Origin of the sequence: Streptomyces sp. SM10, from assembly GCF_002910915.1 — a bacterium.
Lineage (GTDB): Bacteria > Actinomycetota > Actinomycetes > Streptomycetales > Streptomycetaceae > Streptomyces.
In genome coordinates, this window is the sequence record NZ_NEUF01000173.1 from 1 (window position 1) to 14,115 (window position 14,115).

Annotated in this window: 9 protein-coding genes and 3 rRNA genes; all 12 read left to right on the top strand. The window is 63.8% G+C overall.

Annotation, left to right across the window (positions count from 1 at the left end; translation table 11 throughout):
* Window positions 1-307 precede the first annotated feature (307 nt).
* Window positions 308-1,833: ribosomal RNA gene (locus tag B9S57_RS27630) — 16S ribosomal RNA — on the top strand.
* 303 nt (window positions 1,834-2,136) lie between these two features.
* Window positions 2,137-5,262: ribosomal RNA gene (locus tag B9S57_RS27635) — 23S ribosomal RNA — on the top strand.
* Window positions 5,263-5,341: 79 nt separating this feature from the next.
* A 5S ribosomal RNA gene (gene rrf / locus B9S57_RS27640) occupies window positions 5,342-5,458 on the top strand.
* Together the 16S, 23S and 5S rRNA genes form the textbook arrangement of a ribosomal RNA operon.
* A gap of 147 nt (window positions 5,459-5,605) precedes the next feature.
* The gene (locus B9S57_RS27645; RefSeq protein WP_103759910.1) at window positions 5,606-6,214 is read left to right on the top strand and encodes a CDP-alcohol phosphatidyltransferase family protein; all 609 of its coding nucleotides are present in this window, start codon (window positions 5,606-5,608) and stop codon (window positions 6,212-6,214) included.
* Between the two features lie 111 nt (window positions 6,215-6,325).
* Window positions 6,326-8,821, top strand: coding sequence for a mannose-1-phosphate guanyltransferase (locus B9S57_RS27650; protein ID WP_103759911.1), 2,496 nt, complete (start codon window positions 6,326-6,328; stop codon window positions 8,819-8,821).
* A gap of 107 nt (window positions 8,822-8,928) precedes the next feature.
* The gene (locus tag B9S57_RS27655; RefSeq protein WP_181011500.1) at window positions 8,929-9,849 is read left to right on the top strand and encodes a DUF881 domain-containing protein; all 921 of its coding nucleotides are present in this window, start codon (window positions 8,929-8,931) and stop codon (window positions 9,847-9,849) included.
* Window positions 9,846-10,178, top strand: a complete 333-nt coding sequence (locus B9S57_RS27660) for a small basic family protein (protein WP_006376801.1) — start codon at window positions 9,846-9,848, stop codon at window positions 10,176-10,178. The genes B9S57_RS27655 and B9S57_RS27660 overlap by 4 nt, the downstream gene beginning before the upstream one ends.
* 5 nt (window positions 10,179-10,183) lie before the next feature.
* Window positions 10,184-11,020, top strand: a complete 837-nt coding sequence (locus B9S57_RS27665) for a DUF881 domain-containing protein (protein WP_103759913.1) — start codon at window positions 10,184-10,186, stop codon at window positions 11,018-11,020.
* A gap of 190 nt (window positions 11,021-11,210) precedes the next feature.
* The gene (locus B9S57_RS27670) at window positions 11,211-11,999 is read left to right on the top strand and encodes an FHA domain-containing protein (RefSeq protein ID WP_103759914.1); all 789 of its coding nucleotides are present in this window, start codon (window positions 11,211-11,213) and stop codon (window positions 11,997-11,999) included.
* Between the two features lie 40 nt (window positions 12,000-12,039).
* A complete protein-coding gene (locus B9S57_RS27675; protein ID WP_103759915.1) occupies window positions 12,040-12,783 on the top strand; it encodes a MerR family transcriptional regulator in 744 nt (247 codons plus the stop codon).
* A gap of 53 nt (window positions 12,784-12,836) precedes the next feature.
* Window positions 12,837-13,310 carry a bifunctional nuclease family protein gene (locus B9S57_RS27680; protein ID WP_006123076.1) on the top strand — a complete coding sequence of 158 codons (474 nt, stop codon included), beginning with the start codon at window positions 12,837-12,839 and terminating at the stop codon, window positions 13,308-13,310.
* 167 nt (window positions 13,311-13,477) lie between these two features.
* Complete coding sequence (locus B9S57_RS27685) at window positions 13,478-14,095, top strand: MerR family transcriptional regulator (RefSeq protein WP_103759916.1); 618 nt, start codon at window positions 13,478-13,480, stop codon at window positions 14,093-14,095.
* Window positions 14,096-14,115 lie beyond the last annotated feature (20 nt).

Sequence of the window (14,115 nt, forward strand, 5' to 3'; positions counted from 1 at the left end):
CCGGGAATCGGACACGAAAGAGTCTGATAGAGTCGGAAACGCAAGAACGAAGGGAAGCGCCCGGAGGGGCCCGGTGAAACGGGACCGAAGGAAGCGTCCGTTCCTTGAGAACTCAACAGCGTGCCAAAAGTCAACGCCAGATATGTTGATACCCCGGCCTGCTTCGGCAGGTTGGTGGTTCCTTTGAAAAGTCCTGCCGGCCCTTCACGGTCCGGTAGGCAACAACAGCGAGGACGCTGTGAACGACCGGTCATATTCCGACCTGGTCGTTCCGCTCTCGTGTTGTGATCCCGATTACGGGAAAACATTCACGGAGAGTTTGATCCTGGCTCAGGACGAACGCTGGCGGCGTGCTTAACACATGCAAGTCGAACGATGAAGCCCTTCGGGGTGGATTAGTGGCGAACGGGTGAGTAACACGTGGGCAATCTGCCCTTCACTCTGGGACAAGCCCTGGAAACGGGGTCTAATACCGGATAACACTCTGTCCCTCATGGGGCGGGGTTAAAAGCTCCGGCGGTGAAGGATGAGCCCGCGGCCTATCAGCTTGTTGGTGGGGTAATGGCCTACCAAGGCGACGACGGGTAGCCGGCCTGAGAGGGCGACCGGCCACACTGGGACTGAGACACGGCCCAGACTCCTACGGGAGGCAGCAGTGGGGAATATTGCACAATGGGCGAAAGCCTGATGCAGCGACGCCGCGTGAGGGATGACGGCCTTCGGGTTGTAAACCTCTTTCAGCAGGGAAGAAGCGAAAGTGACGGTACCTGCAGAAGAAGCGCCGGCTAACTACGTGCCAGCAGCCGCGGTAATACGTAGGGCGCAAGCGTTGTCCGGAATTATTGGGCGTAAAGAGCTCGTAGGCGGCTTGTCACGTCGGATGTGAAAGCTCGGGGCTTAACCCCGAGTCTGCATTCGATACGGGCTAGCTAGAGTGTGGTAGGGGAGATCGGAATTCCTGGTGTAGCGGTGAAATGCGCAGATATCAGGAGGAACACCGGTGGCGAAGGCGGATCTCTGGGCCATTACTGACGCTGAGGAGCGAAAGCGTGGGGAGCGAACAGGATTAGATACCCTGGTAGTCCACGCCGTAAACGTTGGGAACTAGGTGTTGGCGACATTCCACGTCGTCGGTGCCGCAGCTAACGCATTAAGTTCCCCGCCTGGGGAGTACGGCCGCAAGGCTAAAACTCAAAGGAATTGACGGGGGCCCGCACAAGCAGCGGAGCATGTGGCTTAATTCGACGCAACGCGAAGAACCTTACCAAGGCTTGACATATACCGGAAAGCATCAGAGATGGTGCCCCCCTTGTGGTCGGTATACAGGTGGTGCATGGCTGTCGTCAGCTCGTGTCGTGAGATGTTGGGTTAAGTCCCGCAACGAGCGCAACCCTTGTTCTGTGTTGCCAGCATGCCCTTCGGGGTGATGGGGACTCACAGGAGACTGCCGGGGTCAACTCGGAGGAAGGTGGGGACGACGTCAAGTCATCATGCCCCTTATGTCTTGGGCTGCACACGTGCTACAATGGCCGGTACAATGAGCTGCGATGCCGCGAGGCGGAGCGAATCTCAAAAAGCCGGTCTCAGTTCGGATTGGGGTCTGCAACTCGACCCCATGAAGTCGGAGTTGCTAGTAATCGCAGATCAGCATTGCTGCGGTGAATACGTTCCCGGGCCTTGTACACACCGCCCGTCACGTCACGAAAGTCGGTAACACCCGAAGCCGGTGGCCCAACCCCTTGTGGGAGGGAGCTGTCGAAGGTGGGACTGGCGATTGGGACGAAGTCGTAACAAGGTAGCCGTACCGGAAGGTGCGGCTGGATCACCTCCTTTCTAAGGAGCATCTAGATTCTCTTCGGGGAATCCAGAGGCCATTTCGTCGGCAAATGTTCGACGGTGGTTGCTCATGGGTGGAACGTTGACTATTCGGCACGACAGGTTGTTTTTGCGAGTACTGCTTCGGCGTGGAAAGTGAGAATGGATCGGTCGGGTCGGGCACGCTGTTGGGTATCTGAAGGTACGGGCTCGTTTGAGTCTGTCCCTTTGGTTGCCGGCCCCAGTGAACTCGCCTGTAAGGGTGGGGTGATGGGTGGCTGGTCGTTGTTTGAGAACTGCACAGTGGACGCGAGCATCTGTGGCCAAGTTTTTAAGGGCGCACGGTGGATGCCTTGGCACCAGGAACCGATGAAGGACGTGGGAGGCCACGATAGTCCCCGGGGAGCTGTCAACCAAGCTTTGATCCGGGGGTTTCCGAATGGGGAAACCCGGCAGTCGTCATGGGCTGTCACCCGCTGCTGAACACATAGGCAGTGTGGAGGGAACGCGGGGAAGTGAAACATCTCAGTACCCGCAGGAAGAGAAAACAACCGTGATTCCGGGAGTAGTGGCGAGCGAAACTGGATGAGGCCAAACCGTATGCGTGTGATACCCGGCAGGGGTTGCGCATGCGGGGTTGTGGGAGTTCTCTTGATCAATCTGCCGATTGGTCGGCAAGTCAGAAACCGTTGGTGTAGGCGAAGGACATGCGAAAGGTCCGGCGTAGAGGGTAAGACCCCCGTAGCTGAAACATCAACGGCTTGCTTGAGAACCACCCAAGTAGCACGGGGCCCGAGAAATCCCGTGTGAATCTGGCGGGACCACCCGCTAAGCCTAAATATTCCCTGGTGACCGATAGCGGATAGTACCGTGAGGGAATGGTGAAAAGTACCGCGGGAGCGGAGTGAAATAGTACCTGAAACCGTGTGCCTACAAGCCGTGGGAGCGTCGCTGTATGTGCTTGCACATGCAGTCGTGACTGCGTGCCTTTTGAAGAATGAGCCTGCGAGTTAGCGGTGTGTAGCGAGGTTAACCCGTGTGGGGAAGCCGTAGCGAAAGCGAGTCCGAATAGGGCGATTGAGTTGCACGCTCTAGACCCGAAGCGGAGTGATCTAGCCATGGGCAGGTTGAAGCGGAGGTAAGACTTCGTGGAGGACCGAACCCACCAGGGTTGAAAACCTGGGGGATGACCTGTGGTTAGGGGTGAAAGGCCAATCAAACTCCGTGATAGCTGGTTCTCCCCGAAATGCATTTAGGTGCAGCGTCGTGTGTTTCTTGCCGGAGGTAGAGCACTGGATAGGCGATGGGCCCTACCGGGTTACTGACCTTAGCCAAACTCCGAATGCCGGTAAGTGAGAGCACGGCAGTGAGACTGTGGGGGATAAGCTCCATGGTCGAGAGGGAAACAGCCCAGAGCATCGACTAAGGCCCCTAAGCGTACGCTAAGTGGGAAAGGATGTGGAGTCGCAGAGACAACCAGGAGGTTGGCTTAGAAGCAGCCACCCTTGAAAGAGTGCGTAATAGCTCACTGGTCAAGTGATTCCGCGCCGACAATGTAGCGGGGCTCAAGCGTACCGCCGAAGTCGTGTCATTCATACACATATCCTCAACGGGAGTATGGATGGGTAGGGGAGCGTCGTGTGCCGGGTGAAGCAGCCGCGGAAGCGAGTTGTGGACGGTTCACGAGTGAGAATGCAGGCATGAGTAGCGATACACACGTGAGAAACGTGTGCGCCGATTGACTAAGGGTTCCTGGGTCAAGCTGATCTGCCCAGGGTAAGTCGGGACCTAAGGCGAGGCCGACAGGCGTAGTCGATGGACAACCGGTTGATATTCCGGTACCCGCTTTGAAACGCCCAATACTGAATCAGGCGATGCTAAGTCCGTGAAGCCGGCCCGATCTCTTCGGAGTTGAGGGTAGTGGTGGAGCCGACGAACCAGACTTGTACTAGGTAAGCGATGGGGTGACGCAGGAAGGTAGTCCAACCCGGGCGATGGTTGTTCCCGGGGTAAGGGTGTAGGCCGTGTGGTAGGTAAATCCGTCACACATTAAGGCTGAGACCTGATGCCGAGCCGATTGTGGTGAAGTGGATGATCCTATGCTGTCGAGAAAAGCCTCTAGCGAGTTTCATGGCGGCCCGTACCCTAAACCGACTCAGGTAGTCAGGTAGAGAATACCGAGGCGTTCGGGTGAACTATGGTTAAGGAACTCGGCAAAATGCCCCCGTAACTTCGGGAGAAGGGGGGCCATCACTGGTGATCCGATTTACTCGGTGAGCTGGGGGTGGCCGCAGAGACCAGCGAGAAGCGACTGTTTACTAAAAACACAGGTCCGTGCGAAGCCGTAAGGCGATGTATACGGACTGACGCCTGCCCGGTGCTGGAACGTTAAGGGGACCGGTTAGTGCACTTTCGGGTGTGCGAAGCTGAGAACTTAAGCGCCAGTAAACGGCGGTGGTAACTATAACCATCCTAAGGTAGCGAAATTCCTTGTCGGGTAAGTTCCGACCTGCACGAATGGCGTAACGACTTCTCGACTGTCTCAACCATAGGCCCGGTGAAATTGCACTACGAGTAAAGATGCTCGTTTCGCGCAGCAGGACGGAAAGACCCCGGGACCTTTACTATAGTTTGATATTGGTGTTCGGTTCGGCTTGTGTAGGATAGGTGGGAGACTTTGAAGCGGCCACGCCAGTGGTTGTGGAGTCGTCGTTGAAATACCACTCTGGTCGTGCTGGATGTCTAACCTGGGTCCGTGATCCGGATCAGGGACAGTGTCTGATGGGTAGTTTAACTGGGGCGGTTGCCTCCTAAAGAGTAACGGAGGCGCCCAAAGGTTCCCTCAGCCTGGTTGGCAATCAGGTGTTGAGTGTAAGTGCACAAGGGAGCTTGACTGTGAGACCGACGGGTCGAGCAGGGACGAAAGTCGGGACTAGTGATCCGGCAGTGGCTTGTGGAAGCGCTGTCGCTCAACGGATAAAAGGTACCCCGGGGATAACAGGCTGATCTTCCCCAAGAGTCCATATCGACGGGATGGTTTGGCACCTCGATGTCGGCTCGTCGCATCCTGGGGCTGGAGTCGGTCCCAAGGGTTGGGCTGTTCGCCCATTAAAGCGGTACGCGAGCTGGGTTTAGAACGTCGTGAGACAGTTCGGTCCCTATCCGCTGTGCGCGTAGGAATATTGAGAAGGGCTGTCCCTAGTACGAGAGGACCGGGACGGACGAACCTCTGGTGTGCCAGTTGTCCTGCCAAGGGCATGGCTGGTTGGCTACGTTCGGAAAGGATAACCGCTGAAAGCATCTAAGCGGGAAGCCTGCTTCGAGATGAGTATTCCCACCACCTTGAGTGGTTAAGGCTCCCAGTAGACGACTGGGTTGATAGGCCAGATGTGGAAGCCCGGTAACGGGTGGAGCTGACTGGTACTAATAGGCCGAGGGCTTGTCCTCAGTTGCTCGCGTCCACTGTGTTAGTTCTGAAATAACGAACGGCCGTGTTGTGTTCCGGTGTTGGTTAATTTCATAGTGTTTCGGTGGTCATTGCGTTAGGGAAACGCCCGGTTACATTCCGAACCCGGAAGCTAAGCCTTTCAGCGCCGATGGTACTGCAGGGGGGACCCTGTGGGAGAGTAGGACGCCGCCGGACAATTATTCCGGGAAAGCCCCGTGCCCTTGTGGCACGGGGCTTTCCTGCGTTCGGAGCTCCTGGCTCGTACCCCTGTGCACCGGTGCTCGGGAGCTGAGGGTAAGGTCAGGAGGCATCATTGGCACGTTCTTCACAGGAGGCCCCCGGGTGGAGGTCCAGGAGACTCGAGTTCAGACGGACCGAGTACTCACCATCCCCAACATCCTCAGCATGGCTCGCCTCGTCGGCGTACCGCTCTTCCTGTGGCTGATCCTTCGCCCCGTGTTCGGCGGGCCCAACAGCGATGGCTGGGCCCTGCTGGTCCTGATGCTGAGCGGTATCAGTGACTACCTCGACGGCAAGCTCGCGCGCCGGTGGAATCAGATCAGCAGCCTCGGCCGGCTCCTGGACCCGGCTGCGGACCGTCTCTACATTCTGTCGACCCTCGTCGGGCTCACCTGGCGCGAGATCCTGCCGCTCTGGCTGACTGCCGCGCTCCTCGCCCGCGAGCTGATGCTCCTCGTCATGGTGGGAATCCTGCGCCGCCACGGCTATCCGCCGCCCCAGGTGAACTTCCTGGGCAAAGCTGCAACCTTCAACCTGATGTACGCGTTCCCCTTGTTGCTGCTCAGCGACGGAAGTGGTTGGCTGGCTTCGCTGGGCACCATTTTCGGATGGGCGTTCGCTGGATGGGGTACAACCCTCTATTGGTGGGCAGGGATCCTCTACGTGGTCCAAGTCCGCCGTCTGGTCAAGGCGGATGAAGTAGCCGATTAGCTCGTTGATGTGTGGCCGTGCAGTGTCGCCGGCCCGCACCGGATGCAGTGGTGTTGCCCCGACGGGTGAAGTCGGCTAGACCGTCGTCTCTTCGAGGAGGACGTTTCCGACATGAAGGCCGTCGTGATGGCAGGCGGTGAAGGCACCCGCCTTCGCCCCATGACCTCAAGCATGCCCAAGCCGCTCCTGCCCGTGGCCAACCGGCCGATCATGGAGCACGTGCTGCGGCTGCTCAAACGGCATGGGCTCAACGAGACCGTCGTTACCGTCCAGTTCCTCGCCTCTCTCGTCAAGAATTACTTCGGGGACGGCGAAGAACTCGGTATGGAGCTCAGTTATGCCAACGAGGAGAAGCCACTCGGTACTGCGGGAAGCGTCAAGAACGCGGAAGAGGCCCTGAAGGACGACACCTTCCTGGTCATTTCCGGAGATGCCCTCACCGACTTCGATCTCACGGATCTCATCGCCTTCCACAAGGAGAAGGGTGCACTTGTCACGGTGTGCCTGACCCGGGTCCCGAATCCCCTGGAATTCGGGATCACGATCGTGGACGAGGAAGGGAAAGTCGAACGCTTCCTGGAGAAGCCGACATGGGGCCAGGTCTTCTCGGACACGGTGAACACGGGCATCTACGTCATGGAGCCCGAGGTCTTCGACTACGTCCAGGCCGACACCTCTGTGGACTGGTCCGGTGACGTCTTCCCCCAGCTCATGAAGGACGGCAAGCCGATCTACGGCTACATCGCCGAGGGCTACTGGGAAGACGTGGGCACGCACGAGAGTTATGTGAAGGCCCAGGCCGACGTGCTGGAGCGCAAGGTCGACGTCGAACTGGACGGATTCGAGATCTCGCCCGGGGTCTGGGTCGCGGAAGGCGCCGAGGTCCATCCGGACGCGGTGCTGCGTGGGCCGTTGTACATCGGTGACTACGCGAAGATCGAGTCCGGTGCCGAGATCCGTGAGCACACGGTCATCGGCTCCAACGTCGTCGTGAAATCCCGGGCCTTCCTTCACCGGGCGGTCGTGCACGACAACGTCTACATCGGTGAGCACAGCAATCTGCGCGGCTGTGTCATCGGCAAGAACACCGACATCATGCGTGCCTCGCGCATCGAGGACGGTGCGGTGATCGGCGACGAATGCCTGGTCGGCGAAGAATCGATCATTCAGGGAAACGTCCGGGTCTACCCGTTCAAGACCATCGAGGCGGGCGCCTTCGTCAACACCTCGGTGATCTGGGAGTCGCGCGGGCAGGCGCACCTCTTCGGTGCCCGCGGTGTCTCGGGGATCCTGAACGTCGAGATCACCCCGGAGCTCGCGGTCCGGCTCGCCGGCGCGTACGCCACCACGTTGAAGAAGGGCGCGACGGTCACGACCGCCCGTGACCACTCCCGTGGTGCGCGCGCGCTGAAGAGGGCGGTCATCTCGGCTCTCCAGGCCAGTGCCATCGACGTCCGTGACCTGGAGAACGTGCCGCTGCCGGTCGCACGCCAGCAGACCGCGCGGGGCAGCGCCGGCGGGATCATGATCCGTACGTCTCCGGGCGTGCCCGACTCGGTCGACATCATGTTCTTCGACGAGCGGGGAGCCGACCTCTCCCAGGCACGTCAGAAGAAGCTGGACCGGGTCTACGCCCGTCAGGAGTTCCGCAGGGCCTTCCCCGGTGAGATCGGCGACCTCCACTTCCCGTCGAGCGTCTTCGACTCGTACACCGGATCACTGCTCCGCAACGTCGATACGAGCGGCATCGCGGACGCGGGCCTCAAGGTCGTCGTCGACGCCTCCAACGGGAGCGCGGGGCTTGTTCTGCCCAGCCTGCTGGGCCGGCTCGGCGTGGACGCGCTGACGATCAATCCGGGGCTCGACGAGTCCCGGCCCACGGAGTCCGCGGAGTCCCGGCGGGCGGGCCTCGTGCGCCTCGGCGAGATCGTGTCCTCGGCACGGGCCGCGTTCGGGGTGAGGTTCGACCCCGTCGGCGAACGGCTGTCCCTCGTGGACGAGCGGGGCCGGATCATCGAGGACGACCGGGCGCTGCTGGTCATGCTCGACCTCGTGGCTGCCGAGCGCAGGAGCGGACGCGTGGCCCTGCCGGTCACGACCACCCGGGTCGCCGAGCAGGTCGCTGCCTACCACGGCACCCAGGTGGAGTGGACGACCACGTCCCCCGACGATCTGACGCGGGTGGGACGCGAGGATGCCACGATCTTCGGCGGCGACGGCCGTGGTGGTTTCATCGTCCCCGAGTTCAGCAGCGTCTTCGACGGCGCGGCGGCCTTCGTCAGGCTCATCGGTCTCGTCGCCAGGACGCAGCTCACCCTCAGCCAGATCGACGCACGCATCCCGCGCGCCCATGTACTGCGCCGCGACCTCGCCACACCGTGGGCGGTCAAGGGGCTCGTCATGCGCCGGGTCGTCGAGGAGGCGGGCGACCGCAGCGTGGACACGACGGACGGAGTCCGCGTGGTCGAGACCGACGGCCGCTGGGTGATGGTGCTCCCCGACAGGGCGGAGGCCGTCACCCACCTGTGGGCCGAGGGCCCCGACGACGCCTCGGCCCAGGCGCTGCTCGACGAGTGGGCGGCGGTCGTCGACAGCGCGGGCGACTGAGGAGACCGAGCGGATGAGCGGTCGGCCCGGAAGTCGTGTGAGGCGGCTTCCGGGCCGACGGTGGGGCCATTCGGCGGCAGCAGGCATGACGTGCGACGATGTGCGGCATGTCGCAGCCGCCCCCCGATCGGAGTAGCGCCCCGCCGCGTCCCCGCCCCGACGCGTCCATGTCGCTGCTGACCACCGTGATGGAACACAGCCTCGACGAGGGGTACGCCGAGGCCTCGGCACGTCGCAGGTCCGAGGGCAGCGACGGGCTGCCGCGGACGCTGAAGGCGAAACTGGGCCTCGCCGCCGGACTGGTGCTGGCAGCGCTCGTCGTGACGCTCGGTGCTGCGGAGGCCCGCGTGGCGGCCCCGGTCGTCGCCAAGGAACGCGAAGAGCTCATCGACCGGGTCAACGCCGGTACCTCCACGGCGGACACGCTCCAGGCCGAGGTCGACGAACTGCGCGAGGACGTCGGCGAGCGGCAGCGCAAGGCCCTCGAGAAGCACGGCGGGGACCAGGGCGCCCTGGTGGCGTTGCTGTCCGGTGCGACCCCCGTCGAGGGCCCCGGGATCAAACTCGTGGTGGACGACGCCAAGGACACCGACCAGGGCGGGGGAGGACCGCGCGAGTCCACCGGCTTCGCCGATACGGGCCGGGTCCGTGACCGGGACATGCAGCGCGTGGTCAACGGTCTGTGGCAGTCCGGCGCCGAGGCTGTGGCGATCAACGGGCAGCGCCTGACGGCCCTCTCCGCCATCCGTGCGGCGGGCGACGCCATACTGGTCGACAACAGGCCGCTCGTGCCGCCGTACACGGTGCTTGCGGTGGGGGACGGGAAGAAGCTCGCCACCGCGTTCCAGGAGAGTGCCGACGGCCTCTATCTGCAGGCGCTGCACGAGAGCTTCGACATCCGCACCAGCATCTCCGAGCAGAAGCAGGTGCGCCTTCCGGCCGCGCCCAGCCTGATCGTACGTACAGCAGAGCCTCAGGCCGCAGACACGGGCAGTGGTGCGGCAGACACAGGGAAGGGCACATCGTGATCGCCGTACTGGGCCTCGTCGTGGGAGTCGTGGCCGGACTGTTGGTCCGCCCCGAAGTGCCGGCGGTGGTCGAGCCCTACCTCCCGATCGCCGTGGTGGCCGCACTCGACGCCGTCTTCGGCGGCCTGCGGGCCATGCTCGACGGAATCTTCGTCGACAAGGTCTTCGTGGTGTCGTTCCTGTCGAACGTCGTGGTGGCCGCCCTCATCGTCTTCCTCGGCGACAAACTGGGCGTCGGAGCCCAGCTCTCCACCGGTGTGGTGGTCGTGCTGGGCATCCGGATCTTCTCCAACGCGGCGGCCATCCGCCGCCACGTCTTCCGGGCTTGAGGCCGATGAGCAGCGAACAGAACCCGAGCAGCGAGAACGGCCCCGGCAACGGAGGCCCCTCCGGCGCGCTCCCTCCCGAGCGGCCCGCCTGCGAACCGTCCCGGCCGGCCCCGGCGGAAGAGGTCTCCGGCCGGCAGCGGCTGCGGGCGGGGCTCTGGCCTCCCAGGGTGAGCAGGGCGCAACTCATCGTGGCGCTGCTGCTGTTCGTCCTCGGCCTGGGGCTGGCCATCCAGGTCAGGTCGAACAGCGACAACAGCGCCCTGCGCGGTGCACGCCAGGAGGACCTGGTCCGCATCCTGGACGAGCTCGACAACCGCACCGAGCGCCTCGAGGATGAGAAGCAGCGCCTGGACGACCAGCGCACGGAGCTGGAGAACAGCTCCGACCAGGCGGAGGAGGCCCGCAAGCAGACGCTCGAGAAGGAGCGGCAGCTCGGTATCCTGGCGGGGACGGTCGCGGCGCACGGTCCCGGTATCACGCTGACCATCGACGACCCGACCGGTGCGGTCGAGTCCGACATGCTCCTCGACACCATCCAGGAGCTGCGCGCCGCCGGCGCGGAGGCGATCGAGGTCAACGGTGTGCGTGTGGTGGCCAATACGTACTTCTCCGGCGACGGCGGGGAGCTGAGGATCGACGGCCGCAAGGTCGAGGCCCCGTACGAGTTCCAGGTCATCGGCAAGCCGCAGGACCTGGAACCGGCTCTGAACATCCCCGGCGGTGTCGTGCAGACGCTGGAGAAGGAGCAGGCCACGGCGGAGGTGGCACGCGCGGACGACATCGTCGTGGACGCCTTGCGGCCGGCGAAACAGCCTGACTACGCTCGGTCGTCGTCCCAGTGAGACGGCGGTGCGCGGGGCTCGAAGGACACGGTCGCCGGGTTGCGGGGGGTCGCCGCAACGGATCGGTGGCGCGTGGTGGAAACTGTCGGGTGGATACGGACGTTGTGAAGATGTCCGGGTCGGCAGGTGTGTTCATTCAGGGTTCGTCCTGCCCCACGGGCGGGTCTATTTCGGTCAAGGGGAATCGCCCGTGAAGTTGTTTGCGAAGTTGTTCGGAAAGAGTGCCCGCGAGGACAGCAACAGCGCTGCCCGCCACCGCGCCCCGCGTCAGGGTCAGGACGCCGAGGAGCAGGGCTCGGAGCGCCCGCTCTTCCGGGATGAGGTGCGGGGACCCGGCGACGGGTCCGGCGCGTCGTCCGTTGACCCCGGAGGTGCAGGCCGCATAGGTTTCGGGGAACCATCAACCTCGAGTACGGGTGCAGGGTTCGACCCCGCTCCGGAGGGCTCGTCCATGCCGGTTTGCACCAGGTGCGGGCATCGTAACGCCGAGGCCAGCCGCTTCTGCTCCAATTGCGGCGCGCCGCTGCGGGGCGGAGTTCCCGAGCGTGCCGCGGAGACGACCTCGACCATCTCGATCTCGGGTATCGAGGCGTACGAGGCCGAGGCGACGGGTCAGACGGCTGTTCCGTCGCTCTCCCCGGAGGCACAGGCGGCCGTCGACGCACTGCCGGCGGGCTCGGCGCTCCTGGTGGTCCGGCGCGGACCGAACTCCGGCAGCCGGTTCCTGCTGGACGGCGACCTGACGACGGCCGGCCGTCACCCGCAGAGCGACATCTTCCTCGACGACGTGACCGTGTCGCGGCGTCATGTGGAGTTCCGCAGGAGTCCGGACGGTAGTTTCACCGTGGGCGACGTCGGCAGCCTCAACGGCACCTACGTCAACCGCGAGCGCATCGATTCCGTCGCGCTGACCAACGGCGACGAAGTCCAGATCGGAAAGTACCGGCTGGTCTTCTACGCGAGCCAGCGGGGCGTGTGACCCTTCCCCGGACTCCGTCCGGGGGACCCCAGGAAGGTCCATGCTGCGAACACCGACAGGCGGTGCCGGTCACGGCACCGCCGCCGCGGGCGAGCGCGCGATGAGCATCGGCACGGTGCTCCTGCAACTGCGCGACGAATTTCCCGAAGTCACGATCTCCAAGATCCGATTCCTGGAGGCCGAGGGGCTCATCGAGCCCCAGCGGACGCCCTCGGGCTACCGGAAGTTCAGCCCGGGCGACGTCGAGCGGCTGGCCCAGGTGCTGCGGATGCAGCGGGACCACTACCTGCCGCTCAAGGTCATCCGGGAGCACCTGGAGGCCTTGGCGCGGGGTGAGCAGGCGGCACTCCCACCCGGCGGCGGGCAGGGCGATCCGCTCGACCCCCGGCGGGATCCGGATCCGGGTGCGGCGACAGCCTCCCGCATCGGGCGCTCCGAGCTCCTCGCCGCCACGGAGGCGACCGAGGAGCAGCTCGAGGAGTGGGAGTCGTACGGGCTGATCGTCCCCGCTGCAGGGGGGAGCTACGACGCCGAGGCCGTCACCGTGGCACGGCTCGTGGCGGACTTGGGCCGATTCGGCCTGGAGCCCCGGCACCTGCGTGCGGTCAAGGCGGCCGCGGAACGCGAGGCCGGGCTGGTCGAGCAGGTGGTCGCACCCCTGCGCCGGCACCGGAATCCGCAGACCAGGGCTCATGCGGAGGCCACCGCGAAGGAGCTGGCGGAGCTCTCCGTACGGCTGCACGCCGCACTCGTGCAGACCGCCCTGAAGGTCAGTTTCCACTGAGGGCGGAGGAGCCCGACTATCCAAACATGGCGAGCACGTCCTAGGGTTGCTGTGTGAACGAGCTCGACGTTGTGGGTGTCCGGGTGGAAATGCCCTCCAACCAACCGATCGTGCTCCTGCGTGAAGTGGGAGGCGACCGGTATCTCCCTATCTGGATCGGTCCTGGGGAAGCGACCGCGATCGCCTTCGCCCAGCAGGGCATGGCTCCGGCCAGGCCGCTGACCCATGATCTCTTCAAGGATGTGCTCGAGGCCGTCGGCCAGGAGCTCACCGAGGTCCGCATCACGGACCTCAGAGAAGGGGTCTTCTACGCGGAGCTGGTCTTCGCCAGCGGGGTGGAGGTGAGCGCGCGGCCGTCCGACGCCATAGCGCTGGCCCTGCGCACCGGCACGCCGATCTACGGCAGTGACGGGGTGCTGGACGACGCGGGGATCGCCATCCCGGACGAGCAGGAGGACGAGGTGGAGAAGTTCCGCGAGTTCCTCGACCAGATCTCGCCGGAGGACTTCGGCACGAACAGCCAGTGACCCTCCTGCGGGACGGTTCCGGCACATCCGACAAGCCGTTCCCCGAAATCAGTCACGGGAAACCACCCTCAGGGTGATTATCACTCGGCGTGCCGAGTGTGGCGATCGTTGACGCACCCCTGGTGACTGCCTACCTTCGAGATGGCAGGTCAAGGACGGAGGTCGGCGTGAGAATCAGCGGCGACGGTGCGGCTGCGGGTGGGCCGTACCGGCAGCACGGCAGTGCGGCCGACCACTCCATCAGACAGCCGGTTCAGCCGGCGGTGGTGGCAGCGGACGGTGCGGCAGCGGCAGGGGACATCGGCTATCGGGGGCCGACGGCGTGCGCGGCGGCCGGGATCACGTACCGACAGCTCGACTACTGGGCGCGTACGGGGCTCGTGGAGCCGAGCGTACGTCCTGCGTACGGGTCGGGGACACAGCGTCTGTACAGCTTCCGGGACGTGGTTCTCCTCAAGATCGTCAAGCGTTTCCTGGACACGGGGGTCGCTCTCCAGAACATCCGCACCACTGTGCAGCACCTCAGGGCGCGCGGTTTCACGGATCTGGAGCGCATGACCCTGATGAGCGACGGGGCGACGGTCTACGAGTGCTCCTCGCCCGACGAGGTCGTGAATCTCCTCCAGGGGGGCCAGGGCGTCTTCGGCATCGCGGTCGGGGTCGTCTGGCGGGACGTCGACGCGGCGCTCTCCCAGCTCCATGGGGAGCGTGTCGACACGGGGGAGACGCTGGTCGGCAACAACCCGGCCGATGAACTGGCGCGGCGGCGCAATCGCGCGGGCTGAACCACCGGGGCCGGGCGGCG